This window comes from Chromobacterium sp. HL1 (genome assembly GCF_057418835.1).
On the sequence record NZ_CP162399.1, the window covers coordinates 702,410 to 718,226 of the forward strand.

14 protein-coding genes are annotated in these 15,817 nt (G+C 63.0%); 11 read left to right on the plus strand and 3 right to left on the minus strand.

All coding sequences use genetic code 11. From position 1 onward, the window contains the following. The first annotated feature begins 34 nt into the window (after positions 1 to 34). The 7 genes from gltA to sucD all read left to right on the plus strand — a co-directional run bounded on the left by gltA (position 35) and on the right by sucD (position 9,654). A complete protein-coding gene (gltA, locus tag AB1Z25_RS03190) occupies positions 35 to 1,327 on the plus strand; it encodes a citrate synthase (protein WP_107798170.1) in 1,293 nt (430 codons plus the stop codon). A 199-nt stretch (positions 1,328 to 1,526) separates the two neighbouring features. Beyond that, positions 1,527 to 4,355 carry a 2-oxoglutarate dehydrogenase E1 component gene (locus AB1Z25_RS03195; protein WP_486636549.1) on the plus strand — a complete coding sequence of 943 codons (2,829 nt, stop codon included), beginning with the start codon at positions 1,527 to 1,529 and terminating at the stop codon, positions 4,353 to 4,355. A 52-nt stretch (positions 4,356 to 4,407) separates the two neighbouring features. Then, the gene (odhB, locus tag AB1Z25_RS03200; protein WP_081544315.1) at positions 4,408 to 5,649 is read left to right on the plus strand and encodes a 2-oxoglutarate dehydrogenase complex dihydrolipoyllysine-residue succinyltransferase; all 1,242 of its coding nucleotides are present in this window, start codon (positions 4,408 to 4,410) and stop codon (positions 5,647 to 5,649) included. Between the two features lie 54 nt (positions 5,650 to 5,703). After that, on the plus strand, positions 5,704 to 5,886 hold the full coding sequence (locus tag AB1Z25_RS03205) for a hypothetical protein (RefSeq protein ID WP_048411385.1): 183 nt from the start codon (positions 5,704 to 5,706) through the stop codon (positions 5,884 to 5,886). Between the two features lie 49 nt (positions 5,887 to 5,935). Continuing rightward, a complete protein-coding gene (gene lpdA, locus AB1Z25_RS03210) occupies positions 5,936 to 7,369 on the plus strand; it encodes a dihydrolipoyl dehydrogenase (protein WP_486636550.1) in 1,434 nt (477 codons plus the stop codon). 200 nt (positions 7,370 to 7,569) lie between these two features. After that, positions 7,570 to 8,742 carry an ADP-forming succinate--CoA ligase subunit beta gene (gene sucC, locus AB1Z25_RS03215; protein WP_048411387.1) on the plus strand — a complete coding sequence of 391 codons (1,173 nt, stop codon included), beginning with the start codon at positions 7,570 to 7,572 and terminating at the stop codon, positions 8,740 to 8,742. 27 nt (positions 8,743 to 8,769) lie between these two features. Next, a complete protein-coding gene (sucD, locus tag AB1Z25_RS03220; RefSeq protein WP_043592732.1) occupies positions 8,770 to 9,654 on the plus strand; it encodes a succinate--CoA ligase subunit alpha in 885 nt (294 codons plus the stop codon). A gap of 68 nt (positions 9,655 to 9,722) precedes the next feature. Here sucD and AB1Z25_RS03225 read toward each other — a convergent pair whose 3' ends face one another. Further along, on the minus strand, positions 9,723 to 10,367 hold the full coding sequence (locus tag AB1Z25_RS03225; RefSeq protein ID WP_081544319.1) for a TetR/AcrR family transcriptional regulator: 645 nt from the start codon (positions 10,365 to 10,367) through the stop codon (positions 9,723 to 9,725). A 291-nt stretch (positions 10,368 to 10,658) separates the two neighbouring features. Between AB1Z25_RS03225 and AB1Z25_RS03230 the strand changes: the two genes are divergently transcribed. Then, entirely contained in the window at positions 10,659 to 12,545 is a 1,887-nt protein-coding gene (locus AB1Z25_RS03230) for a methyl-accepting chemotaxis protein (protein WP_107798173.1), read from the plus strand. Between the two features lie 131 nt (positions 12,546 to 12,676). After that, positions 12,677 to 13,111 (plus strand): hypothetical protein, encoded by a 435-nt coding sequence (locus AB1Z25_RS03235; protein WP_227106984.1) that lies wholly within the window; start codon positions 12,677 to 12,679, stop codon positions 13,109 to 13,111. Positions 13,112 to 13,198: 87 nt separating this feature from the next. On the opposite strand, the gene AB1Z25_RS03240 is transcribed toward AB1Z25_RS03235, so the two are convergent. Both AB1Z25_RS03240 and AB1Z25_RS03245 read right to left on the minus strand, forming a co-directional pair. Then, positions 13,199 to 13,651, minus strand: coding sequence for an LEA/WHy family protein (locus tag AB1Z25_RS03240; RefSeq protein WP_107798175.1), 453 nt, complete (start codon positions 13,649 to 13,651; stop codon positions 13,199 to 13,201). Between the two features lie 27 nt (positions 13,652 to 13,678). After that, positions 13,679 to 14,569: a LysR substrate-binding domain-containing protein gene (locus AB1Z25_RS03245; RefSeq protein ID WP_486636551.1), complete on the minus strand. Its 891-nt coding sequence runs from the start codon at positions 14,567 to 14,569 to the stop codon at positions 13,679 to 13,681. A gap of 121 nt (positions 14,570 to 14,690) precedes the next feature. Between AB1Z25_RS03245 and AB1Z25_RS03250 the strand changes: the two genes are divergently transcribed. Together AB1Z25_RS03250 and AB1Z25_RS03255 are read left to right on the plus strand one after the other, a co-directional pair. Beyond that, complete coding sequence (locus AB1Z25_RS03250; RefSeq protein ID WP_107798177.1) at positions 14,691 to 15,122, plus strand: CidA/LrgA family protein; 432 nt, start codon at positions 14,691 to 14,693, stop codon at positions 15,120 to 15,122. After that, the gene (locus AB1Z25_RS03255; protein ID WP_048415644.1) at positions 15,112 to 15,795 is read left to right on the plus strand and encodes an LrgB family protein; all 684 of its coding nucleotides are present in this window, start codon (positions 15,112 to 15,114) and stop codon (positions 15,793 to 15,795) included. Before AB1Z25_RS03250 ends, AB1Z25_RS03255 begins: the two co-directional genes overlap by 11 nt. Positions 15,796 to 15,817: the final 22 nt, after the last annotated feature.

Sequence of the window (15,817 nt, forward strand, 5' to 3'; positions counted from 1 at the left end):
TTACAACGACCATAAACCGACTGGGAGTATTGCTGTGGAAACTGATCGCAAAGTAACGCTCACATACAACGAGGGTAAGGAAACTCTGGATTTGCCGGTCCAGAGCGGCACTTTGGGGCCGGATGTCGTCGACATCCGCACCTTCTCCAAAACCGGCATGTTCACGTTCGACCCGGGCTTCCTGGCCACCGCCAGCTGCGAGTCCGGCATCACCTTCATCGACGGCGATCTGGGCCAGCTCTACTATCGCGGCTACCCGATCGAGCAACTCGCCGAGAAGAGCGATTACCTGGAAGTCTGCTACCTGCTGCTGAACGGCGAGTTGCCGACCGCGGCGCAGCGCAAGGACTTCGAGCGCGGCATCATGCGCCACAATATGCTGCACGATCAGCTGATGAGCCTGTTCAAGGGCTTCCGTCGCGACGCGCACCCGATGGCGGTGATGGTGGGCGTGGTGGGCGCGCTGTCCGCCTTCTACCATGACTCGCTGGACATCTCCAATCCTGAGCATCGCCGCATTTCCGCGCATCGCCTGGTGGCCAAGCTGCCGACCATCGCCGCGCAAGCTTACCGCTACAACAAGGGCCTGCCGTTCTCCTACCCGAAAAACGGCCTGACCTACGCGGAAAACTTCCTGCACATGATGTTCTCCACCCCGTGCGAAGAGTACAAGGTGAACCCGGTGCTGGCGCGCGCGCTGGACCGCATCTTCACCCTGCACGCGGACCATGAGCAGAACGCCTCCACCTCCACCGTGCGTCTGGCCGGCTCCTCCGGCGCCAACCCCTTCGCGTGTATCGCCGCCGGCATCGCCTGCCTGTGGGGCCCGTCCCATGGCGGCGCCAACGAAGCCGTGCTGAAGATGCTGGATGAAATCGGCAGCGTGGAAAACGTGGCCGACTTCATGCAAGGCGTGAAGGACAAGCGCTACAAGCTGATGGGCTTCGGCCACCGCGTGTACAAGAACATGGACCCGCGCGCTTCCATCATGAAGCAGACCTGCGACGAAGTGTTGAACGAACTGGGCCTGCACAACGATCCCAAGTTCAAGCTGGCGATGGAACTGGAAAAGATCGCGCTGTCCGATCCGTACTTCATCGAGCGCAAGCTGTACCCGAACGTGGACTTCTACTCCGGCATCGTCTTGTCGGCCATCGGCATCCCGGTGTCGATGTTCACCCCGATCTTCGCGCTGGCCCGCACCGTGGGCTGGATCGCCCACTGGAGCGAAATGATCTCCGACCCGGCGATGAAGATCGGCCGTCCGCGTCAGTTGTACACCGGCGCCCCCCGCCGCGATTTCATTCCGGTGGAGAAGCGCAAGTAAGCAGGAACGAGGGTTGGCTGGAGCAGGGCTTCAGCCAGCCTTTTTTTCCGGCCCGACGGCGGGCCGGGGCAGGGTCAGAATGTTATGGGAAGCACAACAAAAAGTTTTTCCGATAGCGTTTTCCCCCATGCAGCAACAGGGAGTTCGCGCCAGGGCGTAGCTGGCCGGATTCCGAACAGAAACGACAAAGGGTAGCCCCATGATGCAATCCATGTACAGCCATTCTTACCTGTTCGGTGGGAATGCACCGTTCATCGAGGAGCTGTACGAACAGTACCTCGCTGACGCCAACTCCGTTCCGAACGAGTGGCGCGACTATTTCGACAAGCTGGCGCAAGCGCCGGGCGCTGCCGAACGCGATGTGCCGCACATGCCGATCCAGGAATCCTTCATTCAGCTGGCCAAGAAGCCGGCCGCCGGCCAGCGCGCCAGCAGCGGGGCGGAATGGGACACCATGCAAAAGCAGGTGGGGGTGCTGAAACTGATTTCCGCCTACCGCGTGCTGGGCAGCCGCCAGGCCAATCTGGACCCGCTCAAGCGCATGGACCAGGAGCTGGTGCGCGAACTGGACCCGGCTACCCACGGTTTGACCGGCGCCGACATGGCGGTGCAATTCAACGCCGGCTCGCTGGTGGGCCCGCAGAGGATGCCGCTGTCCGACATCCTGGCGCGCCTGAAGCAGACCTACTGCGGCAATATCGGCGTCGAGTACATGCACATCACCAAGTCGGATGAAAAGCATTGGGTGCAAAAGCGCTTCGAGGGCGATCTGTCCACGCCGCATTACGACGCGGCCAAGAAGCAGCGCATCCTGAAGCAGATCACCGCGTCCGAGACGCTGGAACGCTATCTGCACACCAAATACGTCGGCCAGAAGCGCTTCTCGCTGGAAGGCGGCGAGTCCGCCATCGCCGCGCTGGATCACTTGATCCAGAACGCCACCGGCCAGGGCGTGCAGGAACTGATCATCGGCATGGCCCACCGCGGCCGTCTGAACGTGCTGGTCAACACCCTGGGCAAGCTGCCGCGCGACCTGTTCGCCGAATTCGAAGGCAAGGCCGCCCAGCAAATGGCCTCCGGCGACGTGAAGTACCACATGGGCTTCTCCTCCGACATCCCGACCGCCGACGGCCCGATGCATGTGTCGCTGGCCTTCAACCCCTCGCACCTGGAAATCGTCAACCCGGTGGTGGAGGGCTCGGTGCGCGCGCGGCAGGAACGCCGCAAGGACGCGGAACGCAAGACCGCGGTGCCGGTATTGATCCACGGCGACTCCGCCTTTGGCGGCCTGGGCGTCAACCAGGGCACCTTCAACCTATCGCAGACCCGCGGCTACGGCACCGGCGGCACGATACACATCGTGATCAACAACCAGGTGGGCTTCACCACCTCGGACACCCGCGACATCCGCTCCACCATGTATTGCACCGACGTGGCCAAAATGATCGAAGCGCCGATCTTCCACGTCAACGGCGATGATCCGGAAGCCGTCTGCTATGTGATGCAGGCCGCGCTGGACTACCGGATGACCTTCAAGAAGGACGTGGTCATCGATCTGGTGTGCTATCGCAAATTGGGCCACAACGAGGGCGACGACCCGTTCCTGACCCAGCCGATGATGTACAAGAAGATCGCCAAGCACCAAGGCGTGCGCGCGATGTACGCCGAACGTCTGGTGCAGGAAGGCGTGCTGAAGGCGGAAGAGGCCGACGCTCAGATCCAGGCCTACCGCGACGCGCTGGACAAGGGCGAGCACGTAGAGCAGACCGCGCTGACCAATTACAAGCGCGAACACGCGCTGGACTTCAGCCAGTACCTGGGCACCCACTGGGCGCATCCGACCGACACCTCCTTGCCGCAGGCCGACATCCAGCGCCTGACCGAGAAGTTCACCTCGCTGCCGGACGGCTTCAAGCTGCATCCGACGGTGCAGAAGGTGCTGGCCGCGCGCAAGGCGATGGCTGCCGGCGAGCAGAACGCGGACTGGGGCATGGCCGAGACCCTGGCCTACGCCAGCCTGGTAACCAACGGCTTCGGCGTGCGCCTGTCCGGCGAAGACTCCGGCCGCGGCACCTTCTCCCATCGTCATTCGGTCTTGCACGACCAAAACCGCGAGAGCTGGGACCAGGGCAGCTATGTGCCGCTGCGCAATATGTCGGACAACCAGGCCGATTTCCTGGTGATCGACTCCATCCTGAACGAAGAAGCGGTGCTGGCCTATGAATACGGCTATGCCTGTTCCGCTCCGGATCAGCTGGTGATCTGGGAAGCCCAGTTCGGCGACTTCGCCAACGGCGCCCAGGTGGCCATCGACCAGTTCATTTCCTCCGGCGAGACCAAGTGGGGCCGTCTGTGCGGCCTGACCACCATCCTGCCGCACGGCTACGATGGCCAGGGCCCGGAACACTCGTCCGCGCGCCTGGAGCGTTGGCTGCAACTGTGCGCCGAGCACAATATGCAGGTGGTGATGCCGTCCGAAGCCTCGCAGATGTTCCACATGCTGCGTCGCCAGGTGCTGCGCCCGTATCGCAAGCCGCTGGTCATCTTCCTGTCCAAGCGCCTGCTGCGCTTCAAGGATTCGATGAGCCCGATCGAAGCGTTCACCAGCGGCGGTTTCCGCCCGGTGATCGGCGACGCGGTGGTGCAGGACGCCAAGAAGGTCAAGCGCGTGCTGCTGTGCGCCGGCCAGGTGTATTACGACCTCGCCGCCGCCCGCAAGGAGCGCGGCCTGGACGACGATATCGCCATCGTCCGCATCGAGCAGCTGTATCCGTTCCCGACCGAGCAGGTGGCCGCCGAACTGGCGCGCTTCCCGCAGGCGCGCGAAGTGATGTGGGTGCAGGAAGAGCCGCGCAACCAGGGCGCCTGGTATCAGATCCGCCACCGCCTGGAAGGCCTGCTGGGCGCCAAGCAGTCGCTGTCCTTCGCCGGCCGTCCGTCATCCGCTTCCCCGGCCGTAGGCTATATGAGCAAACACGTCGCCCAACTCAAGGCTTTCGTTGAAGAAGCCATGTCGGTCGCCAAATAACCACTGAATGAGTTCGAGGCAGCCGGAGGGCTGCCTCTACATGGAGAAGAACATGCTGATTGAAGTCACCGTCCCGCAACTGCCCGAGTCCGTATCCGAAGCCACGCTGATGAGCTGGCACAAGAAGGTTGGCCAAGCCGTCAGCCGCGACGAGAACCTGATCGACCTGGAAACCGACAAGGTGGTGCTGGAACTGCCGGCGCCCCAGGCAGGCGTGATCGTTGAAATCATCGTGGAAGACGGCGCCACCGTGGTGTCCGGCCAGCTGATCGCCAAGATCGACACCGCCGCCAAGGCCGGCGACGTGGCTCCGGCCGCAGCCGCCGCGCCGGCTCCGGCAGCCGCCCCGGCGCCCGCCGCCGCTCCGGCAGGCGGAGCCGCCATGCCGTCCGCCGCCAAGCTGGCCGCCGAAACCGGCGTGGACCTGTCCAAGGTGGCCGGTTCCGGCCGCGACGGCCGCGTGCTGAAGGAAGACGTGCAGGCCGCCAAGCAAGCCGCTCCTGCCCAGGCCGGCCCGGTGCTGGCTCCGGCCGCCGCCGGCGCCGCGCTGTCCGCCACCCCGGCCGCGGTCAATGTCGCCGCCATTCTGTCCGACCGTCCGGAACAGAGCGTGCCGATGTCCCGTCTGCGTCAGCGCGTGGCCGAGCGTCTGATCCTGTCGCAGCAGACCAACGCCATCCTCACCACCTTCAATGAAGTGAACATGAAGCCGGTGATGGACCTGCGCGCCAAGTACAAGGACCGCTTCGAGAAGGAACACGGCATCAAGCTGGGTTTCATGGGCTTCTTCGTCAAGGCCGTGGTCGCCGCGCTGAAGAAATACCCCATCGTCAACGCCTCGGTGGATGGCAACAACATCATCTATCACGGCTACTTCGACATCGGCGTGGCCGTGGGCAGCCCGCGCGGCCTGGTGGTGCCGGTGATCCGCAACGCCGACCAACTGAGCCTGGCCGACATCGAGAAGCAGATCTCCGAATTCGGCAAGCGCGCCCAGGAAGGCAAGCTGACCGTGGAAGAACTGACCGGCGGCACCTACACCATCTCCAACGGCGGCACCTTCGGCTCGATGATGTCCACCCCCATCATCAACCCGCCGCAGTCCGCCATCCTGGGCATGCACGCTACCAAGGAGCGCGCCGTGGTTGAGAACGGTCAAGTGGTGGTGCGCCCGATGATGTATCTTGCCCAGTCCTACGACCACCGCATCATCGACGGCCGCGAAGCCGTGCTGAGCCTGGTGGCGATCAAGGACGCGATTGAAGATCCGGCCCGCCTGATCCTCGACTTGTAATCACCCGCGGCCGGGAGCGCGCTCCCGGCCTGTCTTGCGATGAATGGAGCTTGAATGCAGTTGCCCGACTGGTTTTACGGAATCGCCGCCATCCTGGCCGGCGTGGCCATAGGCTGGCTGACCTGGAAAAAACGCCGCAACGGCGTGCGCGAAGACCTGTACAGCCTGATCGGCAAAAGCATTCTCTGTCTGTTCATGATCGCATTCGGCATTCTGCTGCTGAAGGTCGGCAAGTAGACCCGGCAGCCGGCGGGCCGCGCGCCCGCCACCGACAAAGGAAAACAAGATGAGCCAATCGTTTGATGTAGTGGTGATCGGCGGCGGCCCCGGCGGCTATGTGGCCGCCATCCGCGCCGCCCAGCTGGGCTTCAACACCGCCTGCGTGGACGCGTTCAAGAACCCGGAAGGCAAGGCGTCGCTGGGCGGCACCTGCCTGAACGTCGGTTGCATCCCGTCCAAGGCGCTGTTGCAGTCGTCTGAAAACTTCCACGCGGTACAGCACGATTTCGCCAAGCACGGCATCAGCGTCTCCGGCGCCAAGATGGACGTGGCGCAGATGATTTCGCGCAAGACCGACATCATCAGCAAGAACGCCGCCGGCATCAGCTTCCTGTTCAAGAAGAACAAGGTCGCCAACATCCACGGTCTGGCCGCCTTCAAGGGCCGCCAGGGCGAGAAATGGGTGATCGAGGTCAGCGACGGCGGCAAGGTGGTGGACACCCTGGAAGCCGGCCACGTGATCGTGGCCACCGGTTCCAGCCCACGTGCGCTGCCGGGCCTGGCCACCGACAACAAGCTGGTGCTGGACAACGAAGGCGCGTTGGCGCTGACGGACGTGCCGAAGCGCCTGGGCGTGATCGGCGCCGGCGTGATCGGCCTGGAAATGGGCTCGGTCTGGAAGCGTCTGGGCGCGGAAGTCACCATCCTGGAAGCGATGCCGACCTTCCTCGCCGCGGCCGACCAGCAGATCGCCAAGGAAGCCTTCAAGACCCTGACCAAGGACACCGGCCTCGACATCAAGCTGGGCGTCAAGATCGGCGAAGTGAAGGCCGGCAAGAAGAGCGTCACCGTCAATTACGAACTGAACGGCGAAGCGGTCAAGGCCGAGTTCGACAAGCTGATCGTGTCCATCGGCCGCGTGCCCAACACCCTGGGCCTGGGCGCCGATGCGGTGGGTCTGCAGCTGGACGAGCGCGGCTTTGTGGCGGTGGACGACCATTGCCACACCAATCTGCCCAATGTCTGGGCGATCGGCGACGTGGTGCGCGGCCCGATGCTGGCGCACAAGGCGTCGGAAGAGGGCGTGGCCGTGGCCGAGCGCATCGCCGGCCAGAAGCCGCACGTGGACTTCGGCGTGATTCCGTGGGTGATCTACACTTCTCCGGAGATCGCCTGGGTCGGCAAGACCGAGGAACAGCTCAAAGCCGAGGGCGTCGAGTACAAAAAAGGCAGTTCGGGCTTCGGCGCCAACGGCCGCGCGCTGGGTCTGGGCCAGGCGCAAGGCACGGTCAAGATCCTGGCCTGCGCCAAGACCGACCGCATCCTGGGCCTGCACATGATAGGCCCGATGGTGTCCGAGCTGGTCAGCGAAGGCGTGGTGTCGATGGAGTTCAAGGCCGCCAGCGAAGACCTGGCGCGCATTGTCCACGCCCACCCGTCCTTGTCGGAAGTGATACACGAAGCCGCTCTGGCCGCCGACAAGCGCGCTTTGCACGGCTAAGCGTTGGCCGGGTCGTGTACAATCGCGCACGGCCCGGCAAAACGGTCCCCTCGGGGGCCGGTTGACGGAGTATGCGGCGGCGGCGCTTAGCCTGGGGGGTAAGCGCCGCGCGCCAGATACATTCAAGGTTTACAAGCGACTCAAAGAAATAGGGGCGTCGGTTTCAGCCCGCCATCCATTTCTCCGAAAGGAAACCATAGATGAACCTGCACGAATACCAAGCGAAAGAGCTGCTGGCCAAATACGGCCTGCCGGTGCAACAGGGCATTCTGGCCGCCACGCCGGAAGAAGCCGCTGCCGCTTATGACAAACTGGGCGGCAAATTCGCCGTCGTCAAGGCCCAGGTGCATGCCGGCGGCCGCGGCAAGGCCGGTGGCGTGAAAGTGGTGAAAAGCCGCGAAGAAGCCGCCGAAGTGGCCAAGGGCCTGATCGGCAAGAATCTGGTGACCTACCAGACCGACGCCGCCGGCCAGCCGGTGAACAGCGTGCTGGTGTGCGAAGACATGTACCCGGTGCAGCGCGAACTCTATCTGGGCGCCGTGGTTGACCGCGGCAGCCAGCGCGTGGTGTTCATGGTGTCCACCGAAGGCGGCGTGGAAATCGAGAAAGTCGCCGAGGAAACCCCGGAAAAGATCATCAAGATCGAGGTTGATCCGCTGGTGGGCATGCAGCCGTTCCAGGCCCGCGACGCCGCTTTCGCGCTGGAACTGAAGGGCGAGCAGGTTGCCGCCTTCACCAAGCTGATGCTGGGTTCTTACAAGGCCTTCGTTGAAAACGACTTCGCCCTGTTCGAAGTGAACCCGCTGGCGCTGCGCGAAAACGGCCAGCTGGCCTGCGTGGACGGCAAGATCAACCTGGACTCCAACGCCCTGTACCGTCACCCGGAACTGCTGGCGCAACGCGACAAGAGCCAGGAAAACGAACGCGAAGTGAAGGCTTCCGAGTTCGATCTGAACTATGTGGCGCTGGAAGGCAATATCGGCTGCATGGTGAACGGCGCCGGCCTGGCGATGGCCACCATGGACATCATCAAGCTGAAGGGCGGCCAGCCGGCCAACTTCCTGGACGTGGGCGGCGGCGCCACCAAGGAGCGCGTGATCGAAGCGTTCAAGCTGATCCTGGCCGACACTTCGGTACAGGGCGTGCTGATCAACATCTTCGGCGGCATCGTGCGTTGCGACATGATCGCCGAAGCCATCATCGCCGCGGTGAAGGAAGTGAACGTGACCGTGCCGGTCGTAGTGCGTCTGGAAGGCAACAACGCCGAACTGGGCGCCAAGATCCTGGACGATTCCGGTCTGAAACTGACTTCCGCCCAGGGTCTGAACGACGCTGCCGAGAAGATCGTCGCCGCCGTCAAGGCCGCTGCCTGAGACCCGCACTGAGCTGAGGAATACAAAATGAGCGTATTGGTAAACAAAGACACCAAAGTGCTGGTGCAAGGCTTCACCGGCAAGAACGGCACTTTCCACGCCGAGCAGGCGCTGAAAGTGGGCACCAAGGTCGTAGGCGGCGTAACCCCGGGCAAGGGCGGTTCCGAGCATCTGGGCCTGCCGGTGTTCAACACCATGAAGGACGCCGTGCGTCAGACCCAGGCCGACGCCTCGGTGATCTACGTGCCCGCAGCCTTCGCCAAGGACTCCATCCTGGAAGCCATCGACAGCGGCGTGAAGCTGATTGTCTGCATCACCGAAGGCGTGCCCACCCTGGACATGCTCTACGTGAAGAAGGCCGTGGACGAAGCCGGCATCCGCCTGATCGGCCCGAACTGCCCCGGCATCATCACCCCGGGCGAGTGCAAGATCGGCATCATGCCGTGGCACATTCACAACCCGGGCCGCATCGGCATCGTGTCCCGTTCCGGCACCCTGACCTATGAAGCCGTGGCGCAAACCACCGCTCTGGGCCTGGGCCAGTCCACTTGCATCGGTATCGGCGGCGACCCGATCCCGGGCACCAGCCACATCGACGCGCTGAAGCTGTTCCAGGATGATCCGGACACCGACGCCATCGTGATGATCGGCGAAATCGGCGGTTCCGCCGAGGAAGAGGCGGCCGAGTTCGCCAAGTCCTACGTGACCAAGCCGGTGGTCGGCTACATCGCCGGCGTGACCGCTCCCAAGGGCAAGCGCATGGGCCACGCGGGCGCCATCATCTCCGGCGGCAAGGGCACGGCGGAAGAGAAGTTCAAGGCCTTCGAGAAGGCCGGCATCGCCTACACCCGCAGCCCGGCGGAAATCGGCAAGACCATGTTTGAACTGCTGAAAAGCAAGGGCATGATCTAAGCGCTTACAAGCAAGCCGCAAACAAAACACCCCTGGCCAGCCAGGGGTGTTTTTTTATGCGTCGCCGTTCAGGCGTAGCGCGCGCAGACGCGGTCGAACGGCGGCCGGTAGCGCGGATCGACGTAAGGCGTCAGCAGATAGAGCAGGCTGCGACAGCCGTCTTTCACCATGCGCTCCAGCTCGCTGGGCGTGGCGGAGTGCTTGAGCGTGGTCACCCAGCCGGTCTGCACCATCTGAAAGTGCTGGACCAGGTGCGCCAACTGCTTGTCGTCGCCCAGTAGCACGCCCTCTTCGCGCAGCCGTGAGAACAGCTGGGCCAGCTTGCCGGCCAATTGGCCGCGCGACAGCTGCTGGTGGTTTTCCGCCAGTTCCGGGTGCAGGTAGTACAGGCTGGGCATGCTCTTGGGCAGGAAGCGGAAGCTCCAGATGTGCCGCAGCGTTTTTTCCATCGCCCCCACCATCGCCTCTATCGAGTTGCTGTGCCGGAGCGCGGCGGACAGCTGCTCGGCCATGCCCTTGACGTAGCGCTGGTAGAGCTCACTGATGATCTCTTCCTTGTTGCGGAAGTGATAGTAGAGCTTGCCGGTGCTGATATTCATCCGCTCGGCGATATGGTTGGTGGTGATGACGCGCTCGCCCTCCTGATTGAACAGCTGCAAGCTGGCGTCAACGATGTTCTGAAAGGTTTGCGACCGTTCGCCGCTTTTACTCATCTTGGCCCCTTTCTGTCTAATAACCGGGCGCCGCCCATTGCCGTGGCCGCGCCCAGGCGCAAGTATCGCTCAAATTGGGGTGAAATTGTCGTGGTTAGGGCAAATTGTCGACATTTTGTGACGCAAGCGTCGGCAAGATAAGCTTCGCAGGCGTTACGAGTATTTGAAATGCATGATTGAGCTGGTAATTTGATTTAAAACATGCGCAAATATTTAAAGACATTGTTATTTTTAACAATGCATGACATCTCGTATGACGGATAATAACGCTTTTATCAGCAACGGCTTATCATGCGCTCCATCCGTCACAAGCTCACGCTGCTGACAGCGGTGTCCATTCTGGTCGCCACGCTCAGCATCACCATCACAGCCTGCCTGAATATCCGCTCCCACGCTTATCAAGAAGCGGAGCGCGAGATCAACCAGGTCGCCCAGCTACAGGGCGGCTTCGTGTCCGAATGGCTGTCGGTCCGCAAGAATCTGATCAGCGCCAGCCTCAGCCACGCCGACGACGCTCAGGTCAGCTACTATCTGCAGCAGCTGGCCAAGGGCGGCGGCTTCAATGTGATCTACGCCGGCAACGGCGTCACCGGCGACATGAAGTACTCGGTGCCGGGGCGTCCCAAGCCCAGCGCCGACTACCAGCCGGCCCAGCGTCCCTGGTTCCAGCAGTCCAAGGCCCAGGACGGCCTGATCGTCACCGATCCCTACAAGGACTCCGAGCCGGAAACCAAGGACAAGCTGGTGATCACCATCGCCGACAAGGTCAAGGGCCAGGAGATCGTGGTGGGCGGCGACATCCTGATCGACAAGCTGGTCAAGTCGGTGCTGGACATCAAGCTGGCCGGCAAGGGCCATGCCTTCCTGCTGACCAAGCAGGGCAAGATCATCGCCTATCCCAAGCCGGGCAATGAGCTCAAGCCCATCGGCAGCGTGATTCCTGCCTTGGACGAAGCCGCCTTCGCCAGCCTGTTGCAAAGCGACCAGGCCAAGAGCGTGGACATTGACGGCGGCGCCTATATGGTGGCCTTGCGTCCGATCGCGGGTTCCGACTGGGTGATGGGCGTGGCCGCGGACGAAGACGTGATCTCCTCCCAGGTCAACGGCATCATCTGGCTGATCGCCGGCGCCGTCGCCATCGTGCTGGCGGTGATGCTGACCTTCAGCTCCGCCTATCTGGGCCGCCTGCTCAAGGGCCTGTTCCAGGTGCGCGACGCGATGCGCGAAATCTCCCAGGGCGAAGGCGATCTGACCCGTCGCATCGAAGTGGCCGGCGAAGACGAGGTGGCGCAGACCGCGCAGGCCTTCAACCAGTTCGTGCAGCGGTTGAACGGCATGTTCCGCGAACTGCGCGACGAAGCCGGGCAACTGACCCAGGGCGTGATCGAAGTCAGCGGCGCGGTGAAGCGTCTGGCCGACGATTCCCACGTGTTGGCGGACATCTCCAGCTCCAACGCCGCGGCGATCGAAGAAGTGACGGTGAGCATCTCCCACATCGCCGACGCCACCCGCGAGACCGACAGCCTGGCGCGCAATACCGGCGAGCATTCGCGCGAGAGCGCCAACGATATGCAGCGCATCAGCAGCGAGATGTCGCGCACCAGCGAATCGGTGGGCGAACTGTCCGGCCTGCTGGCGTCCTTGGAGCAGCGTTCGCAGGAAATCTCCAAGATCACCAATGTGATCCGCGACATCGCCGACCAGACCAATCTGCTGGCCTTGAACGCGGCGATCGAAGCCGCGCGCGCCGGCGAGCAGGGCCGCGGCTTCGCCGTGGTGGCCGACGAAGTGCGCAAGCTGGCCGAGCGCACCGGCCAGGCCACGGTGGAAATCAGCCAGATGGTGGAAAACATTCTGGGCGAAACCGGCAAGGCGGTGCAGAACATGAACAGCACCGTCGGCGCGGTGGACAACAGCGTGGACCTGACCGCCCAGGCGCGCGCGCGCCTGACCGCGATCAGCGAGGCGATGCAGCAGGTGGTGGACAAGATCGGCGACGTGGCCCTGTCCACCAGCGAGCAGCACAACGCCACCACGGCGATGGCGCAGAGCACCGAGTCGATCAACAACCAGATCATCGATTCCGACTCCGCGCTGCAATCGGCGATGCAGACCCTGGGCTCCTTGAACGACCTGGCCCGCGGCATGCAGAGCACCTTCAACCGCTTCCGGCTCTAAACCGACTCAGCGATTGTCCGCGTAAGGAAACTCTCGCGCTTTCGCATGGTCAGTCATACAACGCCGGCTCCGTTCAGGGGCCGGCGTTTTGTTATGCTATGGATAGTGAAACGGGGATTGAAGGATTTCGGATGAAAAGACTGATGATGATGTCGGCGCTGCTGCTGACCGCCTGCGGCACCTTTCCGACCCAGGAAGGCTATGCGCAGAAGGCGTATTACTGGCAGGGGCGCGATGTGAATCAATTGCTGGCGGAGTGGGGCGCGCCGCAGAAAACCCTGAAGATGCCGAACGGCAACATGCTCTACACCTACAGCAAGGAATTCACCCAGCGCGAGCCGCTGCGCGAGAACCGCGTGTACGAGCCGGGCGCCAAGGTGACTTACAACGAGAACGGCCAGACCAAGACCATAGAAACGCCGGGACGCTGGGTCAACACCGGCATGATAGGCGGCGGTTCCACCCATTACAGCTGCACCACCAATTTCGTGGTCAATCCCAAGAGCCAGCTGGTGGAGACCGTCAGCTTCGACGGCAACAACTGCGTGGCGGTGCCGCGGCAGTGAGTTCCGGCCCCGCCGGACGGCGGGGCTGCGGACATGTAGAGCATGTTCACGATCTCGCCGGCTCGCGCCGCGGATCGTAACCGGTTCTTATTGGCCGGGCAGCTTCCATTCCCCCTTGCTGCGGAACGGCACCCGGCCCATGCCGTTGAGGTCCTCCAGCGTGCCGTTCAGCTGGTATTCCAGTTTGCCGCCGTTACCGGCCTCCATCGCCTTGCCGATCTGTTTCAGCCAGCCGGCCAGCGAGGTGTGCAATTGCAGGGTGACCATGCCTTCGCCCAGCGCCGGCACCGCGATGGCTTGATTGCTGAGCCCGGTGGCCAGCTTTTCTCCCGCCACGTTCAGCTCCAGCGTCATGCCCTTGGCGTTCAAGGCCAGATTATTGGGATTGCTGACCCGCAGGCTGACTTCGAAGCTTTGCTCGAACAGCGTGGTCTTGCCGGGTTTGACGTCGGCGATGCTGATCTGCGGTTTCTGATAGTTCAGCGCTGCGCAGCCGCTTAGCAGCAGGGCGAACAGGGCGATGCTCAGATATCGTTTCATATTCGGTTTTCCTAGGGTTGACTGGCTTTATTCCAAACCGCCCAGCACATCGCGCGTCACCGCCAGCCAGGCGCGCGCGGCGTGCGACAAGTATCCGTTCTTTTGCCAGATCAGCGCCAGATGCCAGACCAGCTTGGGTTCGGCCAGCGGAATCACGTCGTAGGCGGAGCGGTCCAGCCGCTCCACGATGGAGCGCGGAAGCAGGGTGACGCCCATATGGGCGGAGACCAGTTCCACGATGAAGTCCCAGTGCGCGCTGCGTCCCACCACGTGAAGCGGGCGGCCCAGCTCGCGGAAGGCGTCGCTGACCCGGCGCGCCAGCGTGAAATCCTGCGGGTAGAGCACGAAGGGCTGGCCGGCGATCTGTTCCAGCCTCACCACGCTCTGGCCCCGCCACTCTGAGCCGGCCGGCGCCACCAGGCACAGCGGGTCGCGCACCACGGCGAACTGATCGAAAGCCTGATTGTCCACCGGCAGCACCGCCACGCCGATTTCCAGTTCGCCGCTGCGCACGCTGCTCTCGATGGCCAGCGCGCCGTCCTCCACCATCTTCAGTTCGATCTGCGGATAGCGTTGACGGAAGCTGCTGACCACCGGCGCGAAGAAGGCCACGCCCACCATCGGCGGCAGGCCGACCACCAGTTCGCCGCGCTTGAGCGCAGACAAGTCGGACAGCTCGGTTTTCAACTGGTTCATCGCCGACAGCACGTCCAGGCCGCGCTCGTAAGTGGCCCGGCCGGCGTCGGTGAGGCGGAAGCTGCGGCCTTCGCGCAGGATCAGCGGGCAGCCCAGCTCCTCCTCCAGCTGGCGCACCATCTTGCTGATGGTGGGCTGGGTCACATAGAGGGCTTCGGCCGCCTTGGTGAAGCTTTGGCGTTTGACCACCTCGATGAAATAGCGCAGCGCGCGGATGTCCATGTGTGCTTGTCCGGATCATGTATTCCAGATTGGAATGCGTGAAATAATTTTAATTCATTTTTTGAATGCATGCCGGCGCTCTATACTCGAAACACTCCCTGTGTTGTGTAGTGGCTCAATCATGGCAAACCCGAACCTTCCCGCATTCAAGCAAGTGGCGCTGACCGTTGGTCAGGTGGCCTTGCTGAGCGTGGTGTGGATAGCGGCCAGCCAGTTGAGCAGCCATTTCCTGCCTGTGGTGCCTGCCGGCGTGCTGGGGATGTTCCTGGTGCTGGCGGCGCTCTGGCTGGGCTGGTTGCCGCTGGATTGGTGCCGCAGCGGCGCCCGCTGGTTGCTGGCCGAAATGTTGTTGTTCTTCATCCCCGCCGTGGTGGCGGTGATCCAGTACCCGGACGTGATCATGGCCGCCGGGCTGCGGATCGTGGCGGTAATCGTGTTGTCCACCTTGCTGGTGATGGCGGCGACCTCCTGGGTGGTGGACAAATGTTACCGCTTGGAAGTGGCCCTGCGCTGGCATGGCCGCCAGAAACAGGTGAAGACGCATGGAGCATGAAATCGCACTGGCCAGTCTGCTGATTACCGTTGTCTTGTACGGACTGGTCAAAAAGTTTTATCTGAAAAAGCGTAATTGGTGGAGCGCCCCGATTCTGGCGGTGCCGCTGTTGGTGATTGCGCTGGTGGTCCTGGCCAAGGTGCCGTACCGGGTGTATTTCGAAGACACCCGCTGGCTGACCTGGATGCTGGGCCCGGCCACGGTGGCTTTCGCGGTGCCGATCTACGAGCACCGGGCGATGATACGCCGTCACTGGCTGTCGCTGAGCTGCGGCGTGCTGGTGGGCATGCCGGTGGCGGTGTTCAGCTCGATCTGGCTGGCGCGCCTGCTGGGTTTGTCCGAGCTCTTGCAGCGCAGCCTGGCGCCGCGTTCGATCAGCACCCCGTTCGCCCTGGCCACGGCCTCGGGCATCGGCGCCTCGCCGGATCTGACTGCGGTGTTCGTGGTGATGACCGGGGTGTGCGGCATGTTGCTGGGCGAAGTGATGCTGGCCTGGATGCCGCTGCGCTCCAGCCTGGCGCGCGGGGCTCTGTTCGGCGCCGCCGCCCACGCGGCCGGCACCGCCAAGGCCAGCGAGCTGGGCGCCGAAGAAGGCGTGGTGGCCAGCCTGACCATGATGCTGGGCGGTTTGGCGACGGTGTTCGCCGCGCCGCTGATAGGTTTGTTGTTGTAGTTTGTGTGTGTACTTGTTGTGA

Coding starts and splice junctions, on each gene's coding strand:
- AB1Z25_RS03195 (WP_486636549.1), top strand. CDS start 1,527: ATGATGCAATCCATGTACAGCCATTCTTACCTGTTCGGTGGGAATGCA.
- odhB (WP_081544315.1), top strand. CDS start 4,408: ATGCTGATTGAAGTCACCGTCCCGCAACTGCCCGAGTCCGTATCCGAA.
- AB1Z25_RS03205 (WP_048411385.1), top strand. CDS start 5,704: ATGCAGTTGCCCGACTGGTTTTACGGAATCGCCGCCATCCTGGCCGGC.
- lpdA (WP_486636550.1), top strand. CDS start 5,936: ATGAGCCAATCGTTTGATGTAGTGGTGATCGGCGGCGGCCCCGGCGGC.
- sucC (WP_048411387.1), top strand. CDS start 7,570: ATGAACCTGCACGAATACCAAGCGAAAGAGCTGCTGGCCAAATACGGC.
- sucD (WP_043592732.1), top strand. CDS start 8,770: ATGAGCGTATTGGTAAACAAAGACACCAAAGTGCTGGTGCAAGGCTTC.
- AB1Z25_RS03225 (WP_081544319.1), bottom strand. CDS start 10,367: ATGAGTAAAAGCGGCGAACGGTCGCAAACCTTTCAGAACATCGTTGAC.
- AB1Z25_RS03230 (WP_107798173.1), top strand. CDS start 10,659: ATGCGCTCCATCCGTCACAAGCTCACGCTGCTGACAGCGGTGTCCATT.
- AB1Z25_RS03235 (WP_227106984.1), top strand. CDS start 12,677: ATGAAAAGACTGATGATGATGTCGGCGCTGCTGCTGACCGCCTGCGGC.
- AB1Z25_RS03240 (WP_107798175.1), bottom strand. CDS start 13,651: ATGAAACGATATCTGAGCATCGCCCTGTTCGCCCTGCTGCTAAGCGGC.
- AB1Z25_RS03245 (WP_486636551.1), bottom strand. CDS start 14,569: ATGGACATCCGCGCGCTGCGCTATTTCATCGAGGTGGTCAAACGCCAA.
- AB1Z25_RS03250 (WP_107798177.1), top strand. CDS start 14,691: ATGGCAAACCCGAACCTTCCCGCATTCAAGCAAGTGGCGCTGACCGTT.
- AB1Z25_RS03255 (WP_048415644.1), top strand. CDS start 15,112: ATGGAGCATGAAATCGCACTGGCCAGTCTGCTGATTACCGTTGTCTTG.